This window comes from Cupriavidus sp. IK-TO18 (assembly GCF_015549295.1).
GTDB classification, from domain to species: domain Bacteria; phylum Pseudomonadota; class Gammaproteobacteria; order Burkholderiales; family Burkholderiaceae; genus Cupriavidus; species Cupriavidus oxalaticus_A.
This window is the reverse complement of sequence record NZ_JADGMP010000027.1, coordinates 40,179-60,724: the sequence shown is the minus strand read 5'-3', so window position 1 is coordinate 60,724 and position 20,546 is coordinate 40,179. Positions and strand designations below refer to the sequence as shown.

The window sequence follows — 20,546 nt, the reverse complement described above, 5'->3', positions numbered from 1 at the left end:
CTTTGAATCCGAGGCACCGCGAGCCGCGTTTCGGCGAGACCCCGCACGATACATGCCTCGGCATCACCACGGCTACTGCTAAGAGACAACCCGGGGCTTTTCTTCGTTGGAGGAAGGTATGAATCACGACCACAGCAGTCACGAGCACCCGGAGGATACAGAGCGAAAGATTTCCCGCTCCAAGCTTGTCACGATTGGCTTTCTATTGGTAATTGGCTACTTCCTCTGGACAGAACACAGGGCGCACGTCATTCAGTTCCTGCCGTTCCTGCTCCTGGCGGCATGTCCGTTGATGCATCTCTTCATGCATCACGGCCATGGCAACGGTCACGGAGGGCGCGATGACTCCAGCGACACAGGCAAAAAGGGAGAGAGATGATGGAGCACAACGCGCAAAGCGGCTACGGCCTTTGGTCGCTGGTGATTATTAACTCGGCGGTCTTCCTCATCTTTGCCTTCAGCTTTACCAAGCCGAAGACCCCTCGGGACTGGCGCTCCTTTGGAGCCTTCTCGGCGTTCATTGTGGCGCTCTTCACCGAGATGTATGGGATTCCCCTGACCATCTATCTCCTGTTGCCATGGCTGTCGACAAAGTTTCCCGGTATCGACTTCCTGTCCCATGACGCCGGTCATCTTCCTGAGATGATTTACGGCTGGCGGGGCAATCCCCACCTGGGCCCCTTCCACATCGCCAGCGACATTCTGATTTTCGGCGGATTCCTCATGCTGTCAGCGGCGTGGCGAGTCTTGTACAAGGCTCAGCAAGAACACACCCTGGCCACCACTGGGCTCTACGCACGTATGCGGCATCCGCAGTATGTAGCGTTCATCGTGATTATGTTGGGATTCCTGCTGCAATGGCCGACGATACTCACGTTGGTGATGTTCCCCATCCTGGCCTGGATGTACGTTCGCCTTGCTAAGGCAGAGGAGCAGGACGCACTGGCGGAATTCGGGCAGGAATATGAGGATTACCGCCGAAAGACGCCAGCGTTCATCCCGCATATCCCGGGAGGCGATGCCCCCCGGACTCGCCCTCGTTGAATGCAGTCGTTTTCTTCCCCACACGTGGAGGCTGCCATGAAACCCTTCAAAACTGGTGTGACGCTATCTGCGACAGTCGTGCTGTTCTATGCCTTATGCACGTTGGTCTGGCTGGCACTCCCTGAGTCTTTCATGAACTTCATGAACGTGCTCTTTCACGGACTCGACTTCCGACGCCTGCAGACCCGCGAACAGTTGTCCTGGTGGTCCGTCATCTACCCGGCCTTTGTGTTTGCAGTGTGGTTCTTTGCTGCCGGTGCATTCTTTGCATGGTTGCACAACAGCCTACGCGGAGAGAAATGACCCTGGGACGCGGGCTGTATGACTGCAAGGTCTAGCACCACGTCCCAACCGGCGGCCGACTGCAAACAGCAGCGACCGCCGATTCTTCTTGCTCTTACCCGACATGTTGAAAGGCCCTCATGGAACCGCGTCAACAATTTTCCCTTTGGTACATACTCGCGGCGGTCACGGCGATACTCGTCCTTCAGAGCTTCTTCACTCCTTCTCACGTCCAAACGCTGCCGTACAGCGACTTCAAGGTCCTATTGAAGGCCGGCAAGCTCAAGAACGTCACCCTCGGGGAAGGCATCATCACGGGAACGCTTAACACCGATGGCGTTGAGAGTCTGCTTCCCAAGCAACAGGTCGACGAGATGCTGCAGCAGGGGAAAGGAGACCACGCCTTCTCGACAGTCCGCGTCAACGACCCCATTCTGGTGCAAGAGCTCGAAACTGCAAAAGTTCGCTTTGTCGGGCAGGCCGATAACAAATGGATTGGGATGCTGCTGTCCTGGGTGGTCCCTGCATTGCTCTTCTTTGCCGTCTGGAGCTTCCTCATCAAGCGGGTAGGCGGAGCCGCCAGCGGCATGATGGAGATTGGCAAGAGCAAGGCCAAGGTCTACATGCAAAAAGAAACCGGCGTGACGTTTGCTGACGTCGCCGGCATCGACGAGGCTAAGGAAGAACTCGCCGAAATCGTCAACTTCCTGAAGGACCCGCAGCGCTACCGGCGCCTGGGCGGCAAGATTCCCAAAGGCGTGTTGCTTCTCGGTGCGCCGGGAACTGGCAAGACGCTGCTGGCGAAGGCTGTCGCTGGCGAGGCTGGCGTTCCATTCTTCAGCATGAGTGGCTCGGAGTTCGTTGAGATGTTTGTAGGTGTTGGGGCTGCGCGCGTTCGCGACCTCTTCAACCAGGCCGAGACTAAGGCGCCTTGCATCATCTTTATTGACGAACTCGATGCGCTCGGCAAGACCCGTGCGCTCAACGCGATGTCCGGAAACGACGAACGCGAACAGACACTGAATCAGTTGCTGGTCCAGATGGACGGCTTTGATACCAACAAAGGCGTCATCATCATGGCCGCGACCAACCGCCCGGAGATTCTCGACCCTGCGCTACTTCGCCCGGGCCGATTTGACCGTCACATCGCTCTGGACCGCCCGGACCTGAAGGGCCGGGAGCAAATCCTGAAGGTGCATAGCAAAAATGTCACACTGGCACCGGGGGTGGAGCTGACCAAGCTAGCTGCCAGAACCCCGGGATTCGCGGGAGCTGACCTTGCCAATCTAGTCAATGAGGCCGCCCTGCTGGCGGCACGCAAGGGCAAGGACGCGGTCGACATGGCCGACTTCGACGAGGCGTTAGACCGCATCATTGGCGGCCTGGAAAAAAAGAATCGCGTGATGAATGCGCAGGAAAAGGAAACCATCGCCTACCACGAGGCAGGTCACGCCATCGTGGCGGAGTTGCGGCCCCGTGCCGACCGGGTATCGAAGGTTTCCATCATTCCACGTGGCGTGGCCGCGCTCGGCTATACCCAGCAGACACCCACAGAGGACCGCTATCTGCTAAAGCAGAGTGAACTGCTTGACCGGCTCGATGTGCTGCTCGGCGGGCGCATGGCCGAGCAACTTGTCTTCGGCGACGTTTCGACAGGCGCACAGAATGACCTGCAACGCGCAACAGACATGGCTCGCCGGATGATTACGCAGTTCGGCATGAGCGAGCAGCTCGGTCTTGCCACGTACGAGGACTTGCCGAACCCACTCCTTAATGGGGCAGGACTGATGCCTCGGGAACGCAAGGAATACAGCGAGAATACCGCGCAAATCATTGACGCGGAAGTCCGGAAGATTCTGGGTGACGCAAGCCAGCGGGTGAAGCAGACACTGCTGGCACACCGGCACAAGCTGGACGCGCTGGCAAAGCTGCTGCTCGAACAGGAGGTTGTCGACCGACCTGCCCTGGAACTGCTCCTCTCCGAGAAAGTTACCCCGCTCACGCCTGGGAAGCCCCACCCAGCCAAGCCCGATGGGCACGATTCGCGGAAGGTGAACCATGAAAATGAAGGCAAGTAGGAGGAGCGTTACGTCCGAGGTAAGCGCCATCTCCCATGAGGACTATGAGGAGAATCTCCACCTGCTTCAAATCGAACTGGTCAAGCTACAGAAGCACTTCATTTCCTGCAGCGACCGGATTCTGGTGATATTTGAAGGCAGGGACGCCGCTGGGAAGGACGGCACCATCAAGCGCATTGTCGAACATCTCAGCCCGCGTGAAACCCGCGTCGTCGCGCTTGGAAAGCCTTCTGACCGTGACCGAGGCTCATGGTACTTCCGGCGCTATACGGCCGAACTCCCGGCCGCCGGCGAGTTCACGCTTTTCAATCGGAGTTGGTACAACCGAGCGGGCGTGGAACGCGTGATGGGCTTCTGCACCGACGCCGAGGTTGAGGAGTTCATGGCAAGCGTCCCAGAGTTCGAAGGGATGCTTGTGCGCTCAGGGATTCGTCTTATCAAGTACTACCTGGACATCAGCAAGGGCGAACAGAGAAAGCGCATCGACGAGCGCCGCCGAGACCCGCTAAAGCAGTGGAAAGTCAGCCCCATTGACGAGCAGGCGGTGTCACTTTGGAAGAAGTACAGCAAGGCTCGCAACGAGATGTTTGCTCGGACCAGCGACATCGCGCCATGGAATGTGGTACGCGCCGACGACAAGCGGGTCGCGCGCCTCAGCGTCATCAAGGATTTGCTGACGCGCCTGCACTATGCGGACAAGGACGATGAGCTGATTCGCCCTAATCCGGAAGTTGTGTTTCCTTATGCTGAGGAACATCTGCTGAGCGGGGCGATTGCGAAGTAAAGGTAGCTCGGCAAGACCTGCGAACTGCGAGGATGGGTGAGATGAAGACCAGCATCATTGAAGTTGGAGGCCTGCTTTCCGTTCTTAGCGCTCACGGGGTGGAGAAGCGCCTCACCAGATTGCCCGGTGTCGTCAAGGCAGAGGTCAACTGTGTCTCGGGCAGCACGACTGTCGAGTACGACGACGCTGTAACTAGCCTGAGTGAAATCAAGGCAAGGCTGGATGAGTGCGGCCATCATTGCCATGGCGAACTGGTGCCACGGCACATTTGCATCCCGGAAGACCCACCAGCAGCAGCTTCGACCGGAGTTGATAGCGGGCAAGCGAGTACAGCAGCCCGGCTGGCAGCGCTCGGCAGACACGAGGACCATTCCCACGCAGCGAAAGCGCAGGCCCACGCGACACATGGCCAGATGGCCCATGACATGGGACACGGCGCCGGCATGGACATGGCGGCGATGGTTCGCGACATGCGAAACCGCTTCTGGATTTGCCTGGTGTTCACGATTCCCATCTTTCTCTACGCGCCGATGGGAATGCAAATTCCCATGCCGGCTCCGCCGTTCGGTCTGGGCATGAACCAGTGGCTGTTCTTGTTAGCGAGCGCGGCCATCCTATATCCCAGTTGGCCCTTCTTCGTATCCGCGTGGCGCGCCCTCCAGGACGGCACGCTCAACATGGCCACGCTGGTTGTCCTCTCTGTCGGTACGGGCTATCTGTTCAGCGTCGGAGCAACCTTCTTCTTTCCTGGAGAGCAGTTTTACGAGGCGTCGGCCGTGTTGCTGGTATTCATCCTGCTGGGACACTGGCTGGAGATGCGCGCTCGCGCTGGCGCGTCAGACGCGATTCGCTCGCTGATGAACCTGGCTCCGCCCAAGGCGATGGTACTGCGTGATGGCCGCGAGGTGGAAATACCAACTGCCGACGTCAAGCTGGGTGACATCGTCATCATCCGTCCCGGCAACAAGATTCCCGCTGACGGTGAGGTCATCGACGGAAGCTCTCAAGTGGACGAATCGATGCTGACTGGCGAGTCGCTACCCGTGAGGAAGGGACCGGGCGACAGCGTCATCGGCGCAACAATTAACAAGAGCGGGAGCTTCCATTATCGAGCAACCCGGGTCGGCAGTGACACCGCCCTGGCGCAAATCGTCAAGCTGGTGCAAGAGGCTCAGAACTCGAAAGCGCCAGCGCAATTGCTGGCGGACCGCGCATCCCAGTGGTTGGTGCTTGCCGCCGTGGGGATTGGCATCCTCACATTCGTCATTTGGTATTGGTGGTTGGGCCAGTCCCTGCTGTTCGCCTTGACGCTCACCATTACCGTCTTCGTGATTGCCTGTCCCGATGCGCTTGGACTCGCGACTCCGATGGCGGTGATGGTTGGTACAGGCCTCGGCGCGATGAACGGGATTTTGTTCAAGAACGCTTCGGCTTTGGAGGAAGCCACCAAGTTGAATGTCGTCGTGTTCGACAAGACGGGCACCCTGACCATGGGGGAACCTGAGGTCGTGGAAATTTTCGCTCCGCAGGGCGTGGACGAAGACGCGATGCTTGGTCTTGCCGCCGCCGTCGAGCAGGCTTCAGAACACCCACTGGCCCAAGCCATCCTCAAACGCGCTGGGGCATTGACGAGGCCAAGCGCCACCGGCTTTACAAATATCGACGGTATGGGAGCCCAAGCGGATGTCGACGGGAGGCCGGCGCTGCTTGGTAATCGCAAGCTGATGGCATCACAACGCGTGGATATGACCGGCCTGACGGAGAAGGCCGACATGATGCAAGGCGCGGGGCGAACGGTCATTCATGTTGCACACGGTGGCAAACTGATTGGCCTGATTGCCATCGCCGACGCCCCCCGACCGACTTCGGCAGCAGCAGTCAAGAAGCTGCGAGAGCGAGGCGTGCAGGTGGCGATGCTGACCGGGGACAACAAGGCCACGGCGGAACGTATCGCTGTAGGCCTGGGAATCGAGCTGGTCCTCGCAGACGTGTTGCCTGGGCAAAAAGCCGAAAAGGTCAAAGAACTGCAGGCACAAGGCAAGAAGGTTGGCATGGTAGGCGACGGCATCAACGACGCGCCTGCGCTGACGCAGGCGGACGTAGGCTTTGCCATTGGCGCCGGCACGGATGTGGCGATGGAAAGCGCTGACATTGTGCTGATGAAGAGTGACCCGTTTGACGTGGTGGGGGCAATTGAGTTGTCGCGTGCCACCCTGCGAAAGATGCACCAGAATCTCTGGTGGGCGGTAGCCTACAACCTGGTGGCGTTCCCCTTGGCAGCCGGTCTGCTCTACCCCTTCACCTTAAGTCCTGAGATTGCAGCGCTATCCATGTCGGGTAGCTCCGCCTTGGTGGCAATTAACGCTCTGTTACTCAAGCGCACGAAGCTACCCGGCATACGCGCCCCATCGCCGCCCGTATCGGACAGCGTGGCCGCGCCCATTGCCGGCTGACTTTCTGCCATGGGTTATTGTCATTGACCCGCGAGCTGATCACGGACCTGGCATCGGAGGCTTCAAGCGTGATTCCGAAGTCGGCATGGCGCTCTGTATCCGCGAGCGTGGCGCGCCACGAACATCGTGCCATCTTGCAAAGCCTAGAGGCGATAGAGGCATTGCGATGTTTACGCCTGGTCCGAGCGACTCCAGCCATGGCTATCACTCGTAGCAGGCATTGCCAACGACGTCAGGACCGCTCGGGAAGAAGGCACAGCAGACAACATGTGGCGTTCTTTCGAACAGGCCGTAAGCATCGCCATGGCGGCTACAAAGCAAGCCAATCCGCGCATCTCAACGAGCTTCAGCGAGCTACTGGCGCCAGCCATCGGAGGGGAATGTACACCGAATGTCGCGCGCAGCTTCGGGTGGAGCATGAGGCCCACTGAAAGTTGATTGGCAAGGCGGTGGAGTGGCAGCAAGTTACTTGCTCATCATGCCAGGGCCCATCCCAGACCCCATGCCGCCGCCCATCATGCCTTTGTTGTCCATCATCATCTGCATCATTTCCTGCATGAAGGCCATGTGCTGGCCCATCATGTCCTGACACATCTGCATTTGGGCAGGCGCTGCGCTGCCCTTACCCTTGGGCGCAGGCATCCCGCCTGCGCCGGCCATTCCCATTCCCATTCCCATTCCCATCATGTCCTTGTGCATAATGGCCGCGGCGTCTTGCATAACCTTGTTGCGTTCGGCCATCAGTGCCTGGACCTCTTCTGGTGATTTGGCCCGCGACAGCCGCTCACGGATTGCGCGCAAATGTGCAATCTGAGCGTCGAGGTCAGTATTTCCCTTGGCTTGGGGCGCTACAGGCGGTGCAACTGCTGGTGCCGCTTTCTTAGGCGGGTCCGCAGGGTGGTGCTGCTCATGCTGAGCCTCCGTCGACGGTGAAGCCGAGAAGGCGACAGGCGCCCACACGAGGGTGGCGGCTGCCAAGAGTATGGGAACGTGGCGAAGGTGGACCATGGGAAGGCTCCTCATATCTAAGGAAGACAATCTAATATGGACCATATGCCGCGTGTATGCCACCAAGTTGATAAGAATCAACAGAACTCCCGAATTTCGACCTCCGGGTGCGGGCTTTCTCTCCAGTAACCAGCGAGCCCGGGAGTCATAAAGGGTCATCCAAATGGCCAACGCCGGCTTAAAAGCGACCCACTTTCCCAAGAATCGCCGAAGTAAAATTGCCCCCCGGCCTACAGCAGTTCGGCTGCTAGTTCTCGCCTGCAAATTTGCACGGCGAGGGCATGATGCAGCAATCAGTCGGGCATCGCTGTCATCAGCGTCTTGTCATCGTCGAACGTATTTACTCAACGCGCGAACACCAGGTCTCGCGTCACGGAGCGCTGCGCAAGCGTGCGAAGGCCGCCCCGAGCCACCTTATTCGCCGAACAGAAGAACTATCTGCACAAGGGCAGGGGCCCGGCAGGGCAAACATATGTCGCCGGCACTTCTATATGCGGCGGGGGTTCCAGGCAGATTCCGGAGTGACGGAATTGCTTCGTTCTACGGCGAGGGCGCGCGATTACTACACTTCACGACAGTCGTACTCGCGGACGAATTTCGCTTAGAAATCAAAGCCTTTGGGCAATGTGATCGGTCTACACAGCTGTGCATGGCTCGCACGAACCATGTACCTCAACAATCAAGACGCGAGCAGCCTCATTAAGCCCCGCATCGCGCACCATCGCAGCGCGACATGCCCCGTTTCGGGGAGTCGCTCAGCGCAGTTGCCACTGTCGACTAGCGTTCCCGCCCCTTTTTGGCGACAAATCTTGCATACAAGTATGGCATACCACTTGCTCATGTGGTTGCCGTGAACGCAACGACCGAAAACTCCCCTGCTGACATCGCCAATCGCATCACCGAGGCAATGCTTGGCCAGAAGCTGCTCCCCGGCTCCCGCCTGGGCGAGCAGGAACTTGCCACATTGTTCGGCGTGAGCCGCACGCTGGTGCGTGAAGCATTGTCGCGGCTGGCGGCGCGGGGCATGGTAACCGTCAGCGCGCGACGCGGCTGGTTTCTGGTGGAACCCGGCACTGACGACATCCGCTCAGCGTTCGACGCCCGCCGCATTATCGAAACCGGGTTGCTACGTGAAGTCAGCCCGGATCGGCCGGCGCATGCGCAGGCCATTCATTCGCTCAAAGTTCATATCGCACGCGAAAAGGCCGCGCTCCAAGGCGACGACGCCAGCATGCGCAGTTTCCTGCTGGGCGATTTTCACGTTTGCCTGTGCGCATCATTGGGGTATGGCCTGTTGGTGGATACGCTGCGCGACCTGACCGCGCGCACGACACTGGTCGCTAGTCGAAATCAGTCCGCAGCCGATGCTGGTCGCTCGTGCGGCCAGCACGAAGGTATCGTCAACGCGCTTGCGGAAGGCGATGGCGTCTTAGCCGCGCGCCTGATGGCCGAACACCTTAGCGCGGTGCATACGAGTCTTGATGCCGTTGGCCCCGCCGACCCGCTCTCACACCTTCGCCAGGCGCTGGCACCGGTAAGTCCGGCACGCGTTCCGCATTCCGCATCACCCGCCGCGGAGATTTCCGCGGATCAACCATTCCCATCCCGAACCTGAGGAAACACGCGATGTTCCATGCCCTGTCCAAATCCAAGTTGTCCCGCCGCGGCCTGATGTGTGCACTGCTGGCCGGCTTATATGCGGCCGTGCTGCCGGCGCAGGCCGACACACTTGCCGATATCACCAAGGCCGGCGTACTGCGCGTGGCCGTGCCACAGGATTTCCCGCCGTTTGGCTCGGTAGGGGCAGATATGGCTCCTCAGGGCCTCGATATCGACGTGGCAGCGCTGATGGCCAAAAAGATGGGTGTAAAGCTGCAGTTGGTACCAGTGACCAGCACCAACCGAGTGCCGTATCTGCAGACGCGCAAGGTAGACCTGGTGATCTCGAGCATGGGCAAGAATCCCGAGCGCGAAAAGGTGCTCGACTTCTCCGATGCCTATGCGCCGTTCTTCAATGGCGTGTTCGGGCCGGCGGATCTTGCCGTAAAAAGCGCGGCCGATCTGGCGGGCAAGACTGTTGGCGTCACGCGCGGTGCCGTGGAAGACCTGGAACTGAGCAAGATCGCTCCGGCCAGCGCGAACATCAAGCGCTATGAAGACAACAACGCCACGATCTCGGCCTTTCTGTCGGGGCAGGTGCAACTGATTGCCACCGGCAACGTGGTGGCCTCGACGTTGATCGCCAAGCATCCGCCCAAGGCGCCCGAAACCAAGTTCCTGATCAAGAATTCGCCGTGCTTCATCGGAATGAACAAGGGTGAGAAGGGGCTGCAGGACAAGGTCAACGCCATCCTGGCCGAAGCCAAGAAGGACGGCTCACTGAACACGCTGTCGATCAAGTGGCTGCTGCGTCCGCTGCCGGCGCAGCTCTGATACGCACCGCCGAGGTAGAAGCATGGCTTACGCGTTCGATTTCGTGTCGGTGCTGGATTACACCGACGTGCTGCTCAAGGGCATCGCGGTCACGGCGCAGCTCACGCTGACGGGCGGTGTGCTTGGCGTGGCCGTGGCGTTGGCGGGTGCCTGGGCCAAGACCCAGGGACCCGCCTGGCTTCGCCCCGTGGTCAGCACCTATGTGGAGCTGATCCGGAACACGCCGTTCCTGATCCAGCTGTTCTTCATCTTCTTCGGGCTGCCCAGCCTTGGCGTGCATCTGCCCGAAATGGTGGCGGCATCGCTGGCCATGGTTATCAACTTGGGCGCCTACGGTACCGAGATCGTGCGCGCCGGCCTGGCTGCCACCCCGCGCGGGCAGTTCGAAGCCGGCGCGAGCCTGGCCATGTCACCATTCCAGGTGTTCCGGCACGTCGTGCTGCGCCCGGCATTGCAGAAGATCTGGCCAGCGCTGTCGAGCCAGATTGTGATCGTGATGCTCGGATCGGCTGTCTGTTCGCAGATCGCAGCGCAAGACCTGACGTATGCGGCCAACTTCATCCAAGGGCGAAACTTCCGCGCTTTTGAGGTCTATCTCGTGAGCACAGCGATCTATCTTCTTCTTGCCCTCGTGCTGCGGCAATTGCTGCGCGGCGTTGGCCGGCAGCTTTTTGCGCGGAGGGCGGGATGATCGAGTTCACGTTGTGGGATATCGTCCGCAACCTGATGTTGGCAGCACGCTGGACGGTGCTGCTGTCATTGGTTGCGTTCGTGGGCGGTGGCCTCGTTGGCCTGCTCGTGCTGTTGATGCGTACCGGCAAGCGCCCGGTAGCAAGACGCCTGGCGCAGGCGTATATCGAGCTTTTCCAGGGTACCCCGCTCCTGATGCAGCTATTCCTCGCTTTCTTCGGACTTGCACTGTTTGGCATCGAGGTGCCAGCGTGGCTGGCCGCCGGGCTTGCGTTAACGCTGTGGACGTCGGCCTTCCTGGCCGAAATCTGGCGCGGCTGCGTGGAAGCCATACCGCGCGGCCAGTGGGAAGCCTCAGGCAGCCTGGCCATGGACTACGTGCAGCAGATGCGTTACGTGATCCTGCCACAGGCCTTGCGGATTGCCGTGGCACCGACCGTTGGCTTTGGTGTCCAGGTCATCAAGGGCACGGCGCTAGCGTCGATCATCGGCTTCACCGAGCTGTCCAAGGCGGGCACGATGATTGTGAACGCCACATTCCAACCCTTTACCGTATATGCCGCCGTGGCGCTGATGTACTTCGCGCTGTGCTGGCCGCTTTCGCAATACAGCAAGATGCTGGAGAGGAAATTCCATGCCGCTTATCGCCATTGATCAGGTTCGCAAGTCGTTTGGCAGCAACGAGGTGCTGAAGGGCGTTTCGCTCTCCGTCGAACCTGGCGAAGTCATCGCCATTATCGGCAAGAGTGGCTCGGGCAAGAGCACGCTGCTACGTTGCATCAACGGGTTGGAAAGCATCGATTCGGGCGCCATCACGGTGGCCGGTGCTCACCTGGCCGACAGCGAACTGCAATTACGCGCGCTGCGGCTGAAGGTAGGCATGATTTTCCAGCAGTTCAATCTGTTTCCGCACCTCAGCGCCGGGCGCAACGTGATGCTGTCGCCCATGATCGTCAAGGGCGCGTCGCAGGCTGAGGCCCGTGAACTGGCCGAACTGAACCTGGCACGGGTCGGGCTTTCTGCCAAGTTCGATGCATATCCGGACCAACTGTCTGGCGGTCAGCAGCAACGTGTCGCCATCGCTCGCGCGCTTGCCATGCAGCCAACCGCGCTGCTATGCGACGAAATCACCTCCGCGCTGGATCCAGAGCTTGTTAACGAGGTACTGCAGGTTGTGCGCAGTCTCGCGGCCGATGGCATGACCCTGCTGATGGTGACGCACGAAATGCGCTTCGCGCGCGAGGTGTGCGACCGCGTAGTCTTCATGCATCAGGGCAAGGTCCACGAAACCGGCGCGCCCAATGAAGTGTTCGGCCGGCCACAGACGCACGAACTGCAGCAGTTCTTGGGAATGGTTGAGGCTTGACCTGCCACCTGCCGCGCAAACTGCAACATGCATCGTGGAGATTGCTGAGCGGGCGACCCTCGACTTCAGCAGCCAGCTAGCCCCTCGAGAACGGGCGAGTTCACCGCTCGTTGCCTGCCGGCACAGCTTCCGGCCTGCTCAGTAAGCCGCTGTGGTCACCGGTGCTCCGCTGCGACCGCACGCTGTCTATCGTGTTGCGCGGTCAGCACCATCACGATCTCTGTGACGATTCGCTCCAGTGGCGTCCCTGGACCATAGATGCCACGGACGCCTGCCAGCTGCAAGGTGTGCCTGTGCGGCGCCGGAATAATCCCGCCAACAAACACCGGCACAGTATCCCCGCGCTGGCGAAGGGCCTTGAACAACATGGAAACCTGGGCAAGATGTGCACCGCCGAGCGTCGAGATGCCGATGGCATCGAAGTCGCCATCGCACGCTTGCGCCGCAATGGCCTCGGCCGACTGGAACAATGGCGTAAGCCGGACCAGGAACCCGGCATCGCTCAGGGCGGCGGCGACAGCCTTCGCGCCGCGATCGTGCCCATCCTGCCCGAGCTTTGCCACCAGGATTCGCGGCGCGCGTCCAAGTATCGCGCTCAGCTGCCTGACCCGGTCGCAAGCCGCCGCCCAGTTCGGACTCCCTGCGCGGGTAGCGCCGTAGTGCGCCTTGTCGTAGCCCGGTTGCGCTGCGTAGCGCGGCCAGACATCAAGCAAGGCGCGCGTGCATTCGCCGACCGTCGCCCGGCAGCGCATGGCGTCAATGGCGCAGTCCAGCAAGTTCCTGCCGCCCCGTCGCGCAGCTTCCGCCAGTGCGCCCAGCGCCTGTTTGACTGTGTGCTCGTCCCGCCTTGCCCGCAATGCCGCCAGTCGAGTTGCCTGCTCTGCGCGAACGCGGCCTCCGTCGATCTCCAGGCACGCTGGTAGTGCTTCTTCGTCGGCCTGGAAACGATTGACCCCCACCACGACCTCCTCTCCCGCATCGATCCGCGCCTGTGTCCGCAGGGCATTGCGGTGAATGCGGTGCTGCACCCAGCCTGATTCCAGCGCCTTGAGCACGCCCCCATGCGCATCGATCTCTGCGAGGATCGAGCGGACGGTATCGGCCATGCGCCCCGTCAATGACTCGATCAGGTAGGAACCGGCCCACGGATCCGCCACGTCGCAAAGACTGAATTCGTGCTGCAGGATCAACTGCGTGTCACGCGCGATACGCGAGGCTTCGACGCTGGGCAGCGCCAGAGCCTCGTCAAAGCCGTTTGTGTGCAGCGACTGCGTGCCGCCAAAGATTGCGGCCATGCCCTCGATCGTGGTGCGGGCAATATTATTGTGCGGTGCCTGCGCCGCCAACGTCCAGCCCGATGTCTGGCAGTGCATGCGCATCGCCGCGGCCTGGGCAGTGGTGCCGCCTCGTGCACGGACGATGTCGTGCCACAAGAGCCGGGCGGCGCGCAGCTTGGCAATCTCCTTGTAGAACTGTTTGCCGACGCCGAAGAAGAAGCTCAGCCCACCGCAGAAGGCATCGACATCGAGACCCCGGGCGCGCAGCGCATCGACATAGGTCCGCGCGTTGGCCAAGGTCAGGGCAAGTTCCAGCGCCGGATCCGCCCCGGCTTCCTGGAAGTGGTAGCCGGAAATCGACATGCCGTGGAATTTCGGCGCGTGCCTGGCGAGCCATTCGACCACATCCGCCGCAATGCGCAGCGACGGCTCCGGGGCATGGATCCAGGTATTGCGGACCATGAACTCCTTGAGGATGTCGTTCTGGATGGTGCCACGCAACCGTTCGAAGGGAATTCCCGCTTCCTCGGCCACGACCAGGAATGCCGCCAGAACGGGCAGTACCGCACCGCTCATGGTCATCGACACGGAAACCCGATCCAGCGGTATGCCGTCAAACAGGCGCCGCATGTCGTCGACCGAGTCGATCGCCACCCCAGCCATGCCGACGTCGGCCGCCACCTCCGGATCGTCCGAATCGTAGCCGCGATGGGTTGGCAGGTCGAACGCAACCGACAGGCCCTGCGCCCCTTGCCTCAGGGCCTCGCGATACGCCAGGTTCGACGTCGCGGCGTCACCATACCCGGCGTACTGCCGGATGGTCCACGGGCGTTGCCGGTACATGGTCGGGTAAGGCCCGCGTACGAATGGCGCCTCGCCAGGCATGCCGCCGAGGTGGCTCAGGCCGACAACATCCTCCTCACCGTAGACGGGTTTCAGGTCCACGCCGAAGCGCAGCTCATTCCACTCCTGGCTCATCGCTGCCTCCAGCGCTTGCGGGTCACGATATCCGCGATCTTTTCACCATCCGCAGCGCGCCGGACCTCGCACCAGTGCGCCAGTCCCGACTCGTCTTCGCGCAGGGCCGCGAAGGTCAGCTCCAGTGCCTCGCCGACATTGACGTTGCCATGGAAGAACAGGTCCCGCGCGGCCAAGGTTGGCGGTTCCGCATGGCTGCGCCATTGCCACTCCGCGCGGTCCACCATCGCCTGGAAGCTGGCGAAGTACATCAGGTCGGCGCCGTTGAAGTCGTTGTAGGGACATGGCAGGAAGTCGACGACATGGTTGACGCCATCCTGCTGCTGGCGCAACCCGAGATGCGTACCCCAATCCCCACTGCGAAAGAGCCGTGCGAGCTGTGATAGCGCCGCCGCCTCGCTCGTGGTTGCCGCGTTGTTCCAGCCAGTTGCCACGGACGGCATCGCGCGTACGACCGAGCGATTGTCCCGCTCGCGCGTGCGCCGGATAAAGGTCGACAGCATGGTGACGGTCGCGCAGCGCGTGCCGTCCAGCGACGCCACGGCATGCTGGCTGAGGCGCTTCACGCCGCCTGCCGGCAACCCGCCCGAGTCCAGCGTGAAGGTGCCGTGCTCGCCGATCCTCTCCAGCGCTGCATCGCGTACGCGTACGGCGGTGAAGGCGGCATAGACAGGATTGCCCTCGCCGTCACGAAAGTCCGGTACTGCCAGGCCGCAGCCCGCGGCCAACTGGCGCCAGTGCAGGTCGCCGCAGGTCTTCAGCAACCAGTTTTCCGACAGGCCGGTGTAGGCCAGTTGCGGCATACCGGCGATATGATGCGAGCGGACGGTCTCCATTTCACGCTGCCAGTGCGGCGCCGGGCCCGTATGCGGCGATCAGCCGGGCCAGGTACTCGGCATCGCGCGCGACGCCCGAGAAGCGCCCCGACCCCCACGTGTGCAGCCACGGCAGGCCAACGAAATACAGGCCGGCATGCGCAGTCACGCCACGCTCGTGGCCCGGATAGCCACGGCCGTTGAAGACCGGGACCTCCAGCCAGCTGAAGTCGGGTCGGAACCCGATGCTCCAGATGATGGTGCTGATCCCCGCCGCACGGGGATCGAGTGTGGTGCGTTCCGCCTCTGGCGTCCATACCGGCGCATAGATACTCGCCGGGGGCGCGTCGATGCCGCGCTCGGCAATAAACTTGTCGATGCTTGCGTTGATGCGATTGTAGGTCGCATCGGCATCGTCAAGGCTTTGGCGCAGGTCCGGGGCAAAATGCAGCTGCCCGTCGCGGTAGTCCTCCAGCACGCCGTACAACTGCATGCCTTCGGTGGCAAACTTGCGCAGGTCAATATCGCGGCCGCCATCGCGGCCGGTCACATAGTGGTTGGTGTTGTCGCGCACGCCTTCGCGCAGCGGATGCTCGGTGACAGGCAGGTCGTAGTACTTCATGTCGGCGAGCCAGTCGACCACGTCGCGGCCGCGATAGAAGCGCGCGCAGCGGGGCGCTTCCCCGACCGCCAGAACGACCTCGCGGCCGGCCAGATGCAGGTCTTCGGCAATCTGGGCGCCCGACTGCCCGGACCCCACTACCAGCACAGCGCCTTCCGGCAGGTCTTGCGGGTTCCGGTAGTCGGCCGACTGGATCTGGCGGATCGAAGCAGGCAGGCGCTCGGCCATGCGCGGCACGATCGGCGTGTGGTAGCCGCCGGAAGCGACGACCACCTGGTCGGCGCTGAAGACGCCGCGGCTGGTCGTGACGAGGTACCCGCCCTGCGGCCTCGGCTTGACGCTCAGCACCGCGGTATGCTCGAGCACCGGTGCCGCGACGGACTGGATGAACCCGTCCAGGTACGCGATGATCTCATCCTTCCTCATGAAGCCGTGCGGATCCTCTCCGCGGTATGGATGACCCGGCAGTGCACATTGCCAGTTCGGCGTGACCAGGCAGAAGGCGTCCCAGCGCTGTGTGCGCCAGGTATGGGTGAGCGTGTGCTTTTCCAGCACCAGGTGTTCGATCCCGGCCTGCTTCAGGTAGTAGCTGACGGACAGGCCGGCCTGGCCGCCCCCTACCACGATCACCGGGAGATGACGGGGTTCCGCGTTAATGGGAGTTTTAATGGGGGTATCGATGCTGTTGCGTGTCATGGCGGGGTTTCCTTGATGCGATTAGGGTTCGGCCACGGTGGCAGCCGTCAATGCTGGCTAATGACCGAAGCCGATCACCTGCACGGTGGCATCCGGCTGGTCGTGGAATCTTGCGGCGACCTCTTCGATGGCCTGCAACTGGTCCATGGCGGACGAGCACGCGTAGCCATATTTCATGCGCACGCGCTCCGACGCCTCGGCCAGGGCCGCGCGGGTCAGGCTGACAAACTCCGCGAGCGGATAGGTGCGGCCCGCGTCGAGATGCGCCGTCACCACCGATGACGGCGAATAGCAAACCGCTTCGCTCTGATCCGGCCAGCGGATCCGGAAATGGGTAACAGGCATGGCTTACGCTCCCGGCGTGACGGGTTCCGGCTCTTCGAAACCCGCTGCCTGTTCAGGCAGGATGAAGGCGGCCCTGGCAAAGTCCCACAGCAAGGCCGACTCGCCCCCGTGGGCGATCGACACGCGCGTGGTGCCGTCGAATTGGCCGATGGACGCGCACGCGATGTCGCGCGCCTCGAAACGCGCCGTGACTTCCGCAACATGGCCTTCGTCCACGGCGAGCAGAAACCCATAGCTTGGGAAAGCGCTCAGCCAACGGAGCAACGGCACATCTGGTGGCATTGGCACGGCGTCGAGGTCGATCCGTCCGCCGACGCGCGAGCACTCCATCAACATCAATGCCGTGCCCGCGATGCCCGCCATGCTGATGTCCTTGGCGGCCGCGCACAATCCGGCCTCGGCCAGCGCGGGAAGGATCTCCAGATCGGCGCGCAGCCGTTCGGCTGACGCGCCAGTGGACGCGTTCCAGTAGGGATAAGGTTCCTCAAAGGCACCCCGCAGGTCCACGGCCATCAGCAGGTGCTGGCCGGCACGCGCCGCGAAGCTCGACAGCAGCCGGCGCGCCCGGCCCAGAATGGCGACGGCCAGTTGCGCGCCATCACTCCTGGCATTGCTATGCCCGCCGACGACCGGCACGCCATAGGCGGCCGATGCGGCAGCCATGCCCCGGATGACTTCGGCCGCGCCGTCGATGCCATCGCTCCAGATCGCATCGACCACCGCCAGCGGCCGGCCGCCCATTGCATAGATGTCACTGACGTTCACCATCACTGCGCTATAGCCAGCGAACCAGGGCATGGTGCGCAGGAATTCGCCGACCATGCCTTCGATCGCGAACAGCAGGTGTCCGTCACCGTCCGGAATCGCGGCACAGTCATCCCCCAGTGCGATGCCTCGGTCTTCCGCGCCATGCCCGGCTGGCAGCGCATGCCTGAACACCGACAGCATGCCCGCGATATCGGTCTTGTGGCCGAAGCCGCGGCCAGCCCGCAAAACCTTCGCCAGTTCCGCCGCGCTCATGTTGCCCTCCTCTCCTCGATGACCAGTCCGGACAGAGGCGTGTGGCAAGGCGGATAGTGATTCAGGTCTGCCTCCATCAGGTGATGGGACCGGCCCAGCAGCACTTCCTCCTGCAGCGTGGTCCAGTGCAGACGGCGGAACAGCGGCACATTCTGGCTCTGTACATGGGCCAGGAAGCGCCGGCAGCCAAGCGCGTTGGCGCTGCTCACGGCCAGGCGGATCAGGGTCGCGCCGATGCGCCCCTGCCGGCGGTACGGCGCCGCCACCGCCAGGCGCGAGCCATACCAGACGCCGGGCTCGCTTTCGTGGATACGCACGGTGCCGACGACCTCGCCTGGCTCGCCCGGCAGGTCCGGATCGGCCCTGAGCGCCACCAGCAACTGCGCCACGTCGTCGATGGCATCACGGTCGTCACCGGCAAAGAGCTGCTGCTCTTCACAGAACACGGCGCGGCGCAGTGCATAGGCCGCATCCTTTTCACGGCGCGTATCCGCCCAGCGGATCCGGTACACCGGGATCGCCGGGACCTCGATGCAAAGATCGCGGCTCATGACGGCACCCCTTCGTACGCGGACAGCGACGAGCACGCCCCGCACTTGCCGCAGCCGGCCTTGATGTCGGCCGAGCGCATGCCGGCCGCCGCTACCATTGCGCCCAGCGGCGCCAGGATTTCGCGCATGAACGCCGGCGTCGGCGCGGGGTGGTCTTCCAGCGGGGTTCCGGAGATCGGCACGAACGGCACCACGAAGGGATACACGCCCATGTCCACCAGCCGGCGCGAGATGGCGAGAATGGACTCGGCCGTGTCACCAAGTCCGGCGAGGATATAGGTACTCACCTGTCCGCGCCCGAACACGCCTACGGCCGCCGCGAACGCGTCCATATAGCGCGATAGCGGCACGGATGCCTTGCCGGGCATGATCCGTTCGCGCACGGCAGGCGTGACCACCTCGAGGTGCATGCCGAGGCTGTCGATCCCCGCGGCGCGCATGCGCGCAAACCAGCGGTCGTCATCCGGCGGTTCGCACTGCCCCTGGATCGGCAGGTCGACCGCCGCCCGGATCGCAAACGCACTGTCGCAGAGGATGCCGGCGCCGCGATCGGGTGTCGGCGGCGTGCCGGTCGTGAGCACCATGTGCTTGACATGATCGAGCAGCACTGCCGCGCGCGCGACCTCGGCAAGCTGCTCCGGGGTCTTCCTGGCGATGGTGCGGCCGGCCGCCAGCGACTGCCCGATCGCGCAGAACTTGCAGGTCTTACGCCGGCTCTCGTAGCGGATGCAGGTCTGCAGCACGGTCGTGGCCAGCACATCGGCGCCATGCAGCGTCGCGATCTGCGCGTACGGAATGCCGTCCAGCGTCTGCAGGCCGTAGAAGCGGGGCGCTTTCGGGAAGCTGATGTCGGCGATCGGAATGGCGCCCCGCTTCAGTGCGCTTCGCCCGCTGCCATCCGGCGCCGAGGCGACGAAGGGCGAGTTCCACGCGGTGCTGGTATGCACGGGCACCATGATGGTCACGCCATCGATGGTCACCGCCTTGTGGTCGGATGGCCCCGCGCCGCCGCGTCGGCTGGCGGCGCCCGCGCTCGGATCTTCCAGCCGCAGTCCTACGGACTGCAGCTCAGTCATCAACTGCCGGCTCGAGGCCGACATCGTCTCGCTGGCTTGCATGATCGGGGCTCCGATAAGTGGGAAGAGGAAATTCGCCCATGGCCGACACCGTGGCCGCCGGCCGGTCGTTGATGGCGAGGCTGAGCAGTTCGGGGCGCGCATAGTGGCCCACCGAGTCCATCATGCGCTTGCGCTTGGTGATGAGACCCATGTCGAGGTCAGCGATCACCATCCCTTCGCCTTCGCGCAGCGGCGGCGCGAGGTGCTGCCCCTCCGGCGAGATGATCGCCGTGTTGCAGCCACCGCGCAGCGCCTTCTGCAGCGCGGGATCGGTCGTCACGGAGGCGACCTGCTCGTCTGTCAGCCACCCTGTCGCATTGACCACGAAGCAGCCGGCTTCCAGCGCGTGATGGCGGATCGTTGCCTCGATCTGGTCGGCAAAGATGGGTCCGACCAGCGAGCCGGGAAACTGGCTGCAATGGATCTCTTCATGCTGGGTCATCAGCGCGTAGCGCGCGAGCGGGTTGTAGTGCTCCCAGCACGCAAGCGCGCCGACCCGGCCGATGGCGGTCTGCGCCACCTTGAGGCCTGCCGCATCGCCCTGCCCCCAGATCATGCGTTCATGGAAGGTCGGCGTCAGCTTGCGCCGCTTGACGGCAAGCCGCCCCTCCGTGTCGAAGATCAGCTGCGTGTTGTACAGGCTGCCGTGGTCGCGCTCGTTGACGCCGAGCACGACCACCATGCCATGCTGCCGCGCCTGTTCGGCGACGGCCAGCGTCACGGGGCCGGGTATCGTCACGGCCTGCTCGTACAGGCGCAGATGATCGCTTCCGGATTGCACCGGCGGGCGCACGAACGAGAAGTACGGGTAGTACGGCACGAACGTCTCCGGGAAGACGATCAGCTGCACGCCCTCGCGCGCGGCCTTGTCGATGGCTTCGAGCACCTTGGCCAGGGTTCCCTCCCCGCTTTCCAGGTCCGGCGAGATCTGGACCGCCGCGGCGCGGACAATGCGTTTCTGTGACATGGCGATACCCCTGCGCTGG

The 20,546-nt window shown here is 62.5% G+C and carries 21 protein-coding genes; 12 read left to right on the top strand and 9 right to left on the bottom strand.

What is annotated here, in order from left to right; all coding sequences use genetic code 11:
* Positions 1-118: 118 nt before the first annotated feature.
* The 7 genes from IPF36_RS19945 to IPF36_RS34760 all read left to right on the top strand — a co-directional run bounded on the left by IPF36_RS19945 (position 119) and on the right by IPF36_RS34760 (position 6,855).
* Positions 119-379 carry a DUF2933 domain-containing protein gene (locus IPF36_RS19945; RefSeq protein WP_133092848.1) on the top strand — a complete coding sequence of 87 codons (261 nt, stop codon included), beginning with the start codon at positions 119-121 and terminating at the stop codon, positions 377-379.
* Positions 379-1,044, top strand: coding sequence for an isoprenylcysteine carboxylmethyltransferase family protein (locus IPF36_RS19940; protein WP_133092997.1), 666 nt, complete (start codon positions 379-381; stop codon positions 1,042-1,044). Before IPF36_RS19945 ends, IPF36_RS19940 begins: the two co-directional genes overlap by 1 nt.
* A 36-nt stretch (positions 1,045-1,080) precedes the next feature.
* On the top strand, positions 1,081-1,347 hold the full coding sequence (locus IPF36_RS19935; RefSeq protein ID WP_195429742.1) for a DUF5676 family membrane protein: 267 nt from the start codon (positions 1,081-1,083) through the stop codon (positions 1,345-1,347).
* A 119-nt stretch (positions 1,348-1,466) separates the two neighbouring features.
* Positions 1,467-3,404, top strand: a complete 1,938-nt coding sequence (gene ftsH / locus IPF36_RS19930) for an ATP-dependent zinc metalloprotease FtsH (protein ID WP_133092850.1) — start codon at positions 1,467-1,469, stop codon at positions 3,402-3,404.
* Positions 3,391-4,188, top strand: coding sequence for a polyphosphate kinase 2 (gene ppk2 / locus IPF36_RS19925; RefSeq protein WP_195429837.1), 798 nt, complete (start codon positions 3,391-3,393; stop codon positions 4,186-4,188). The genes ftsH and ppk2 overlap by 14 nt, the downstream gene beginning before the upstream one ends.
* 41 nt (positions 4,189-4,229) lie before the next feature.
* Positions 4,230-6,641, top strand: a complete 2,412-nt coding sequence (locus tag IPF36_RS19920; protein ID WP_195429740.1) for a cation-translocating P-type ATPase — start codon at positions 4,230-4,232, stop codon at positions 6,639-6,641.
* Positions 6,631-6,855: a DUF3141 domain-containing protein gene (locus IPF36_RS34760; RefSeq protein ID WP_255519844.1), complete on the top strand. Its 225-nt coding sequence runs from the start codon at positions 6,631-6,633 to the stop codon at positions 6,853-6,855. Before IPF36_RS19920 ends, IPF36_RS34760 begins: the two co-directional genes overlap by 11 nt.
* Before the next feature lie 251 nt (positions 6,856-7,106).
* On the opposite strand, the gene IPF36_RS19910 is transcribed toward IPF36_RS34760, so the two are convergent.
* Positions 7,107-7,649 carry a hypothetical protein gene (locus IPF36_RS19910; protein WP_133092852.1) on the bottom strand — a complete coding sequence of 181 codons (543 nt, stop codon included), beginning with the start codon at positions 7,647-7,649 and terminating at the stop codon, positions 7,107-7,109.
* Positions 7,650-8,499: 850 nt separating this feature from the next.
* Between IPF36_RS19910 and IPF36_RS19905 the strand changes: the two genes are divergently transcribed.
* From IPF36_RS19905 to IPF36_RS19885, 5 genes are read left to right on the top strand one after another with little or no spacing between them, the layout of a single operon-like run.
* Entirely contained in the window at positions 8,500-9,264 is a 765-nt protein-coding gene (locus IPF36_RS19905; RefSeq protein ID WP_133092853.1) for a GntR family transcriptional regulator, read from the top strand.
* Between the two features lie 11 nt (positions 9,265-9,275).
* Positions 9,276-10,082 (top strand): transporter substrate-binding domain-containing protein, encoded by an 807-nt coding sequence (locus IPF36_RS19900; RefSeq protein WP_133092854.1) that lies wholly within the window; start codon positions 9,276-9,278, stop codon positions 10,080-10,082.
* 22 nt (positions 10,083-10,104) lie between these two features.
* A complete protein-coding gene (locus IPF36_RS19895; protein WP_133092855.1) occupies positions 10,105-10,773 on the top strand; it encodes an amino acid ABC transporter permease in 669 nt (222 codons plus the stop codon).
* Complete coding sequence (locus IPF36_RS19890) at positions 10,770-11,426, top strand: amino acid ABC transporter permease (RefSeq protein ID WP_133092856.1); 657 nt, start codon at positions 10,770-10,772, stop codon at positions 11,424-11,426. Before IPF36_RS19895 ends, IPF36_RS19890 begins: the two co-directional genes overlap by 4 nt.
* A complete protein-coding gene (locus tag IPF36_RS19885; protein ID WP_133092857.1) occupies positions 11,407-12,138 on the top strand; it encodes an amino acid ABC transporter ATP-binding protein in 732 nt (243 codons plus the stop codon). Before IPF36_RS19890 ends, IPF36_RS19885 begins: the two co-directional genes overlap by 20 nt.
* Positions 12,139-12,293: 155 nt before the next feature.
* Here IPF36_RS19885 and scpA read toward each other — a convergent pair whose 3' ends face one another.
* Genes scpA through IPF36_RS19845 form a run of 8 tightly spaced genes read right to left on the bottom strand, consistent with a single transcriptional unit; the run spans position 12,294 to position 20,527 of the window.
* On the bottom strand, positions 12,294-14,393 hold the full coding sequence (gene scpA / locus IPF36_RS19880) for a methylmalonyl-CoA mutase (protein ID WP_195429739.1): 2,100 nt from the start codon (positions 14,391-14,393) through the stop codon (positions 12,294-12,296).
* Complete coding sequence (locus IPF36_RS19875) at positions 14,390-15,229, bottom strand: Pnap_2097 family protein (protein ID WP_133092859.1); 840 nt, start codon at positions 15,227-15,229, stop codon at positions 14,390-14,392. The genes scpA and IPF36_RS19875 overlap by 4 nt, the downstream gene beginning before the upstream one ends.
* Position 15,230: 1 nt before the next feature.
* Positions 15,231-16,526: an MSMEG_0569 family flavin-dependent oxidoreductase gene (locus tag IPF36_RS19870; RefSeq protein ID WP_218959646.1), complete on the bottom strand. Its 1,296-nt coding sequence runs from the start codon at positions 16,524-16,526 to the stop codon at positions 15,231-15,233.
* 57 nt (positions 16,527-16,583) lie between these two features.
* On the bottom strand, positions 16,584-16,871 hold the full coding sequence (locus IPF36_RS19865) for an MSMEG_0570 family nitrogen starvation response protein (RefSeq protein ID WP_133092860.1): 288 nt from the start codon (positions 16,869-16,871) through the stop codon (positions 16,584-16,586).
* A 3-nt stretch (positions 16,872-16,874) separates the two neighbouring features.
* Positions 16,875-17,891 carry a sll0787 family AIR synthase-like protein gene (locus IPF36_RS19860; protein ID WP_195429730.1) on the bottom strand — a complete coding sequence of 339 codons (1,017 nt, stop codon included), beginning with the start codon at positions 17,889-17,891 and terminating at the stop codon, positions 16,875-16,877.
* Positions 17,888-18,442, bottom strand: a complete 555-nt coding sequence (locus IPF36_RS19855) for an MSMEG_0567/Sll0786 family nitrogen starvation N-acetyltransferase (RefSeq protein ID WP_133092862.1) — start codon at positions 18,440-18,442, stop codon at positions 17,888-17,890. Before IPF36_RS19855 ends, IPF36_RS19860 begins: the two co-directional genes overlap by 4 nt.
* Entirely contained in the window at positions 18,439-19,560 is a 1,122-nt protein-coding gene (locus tag IPF36_RS19850) for an MSMEG_0568 family radical SAM protein (RefSeq protein WP_240746050.1), read from the bottom strand. The genes IPF36_RS19855 and IPF36_RS19850 overlap by 4 nt, the downstream gene beginning before the upstream one ends.
* Positions 19,511-20,527, bottom strand: coding sequence for a Nit6803 family nitrilase (locus IPF36_RS19845; protein WP_133092863.1), 1,017 nt, complete (start codon positions 20,525-20,527; stop codon positions 19,511-19,513). The genes IPF36_RS19850 and IPF36_RS19845 overlap by 50 nt, the downstream gene beginning before the upstream one ends.
* Positions 20,528-20,546: the final 19 nt, after the last annotated feature.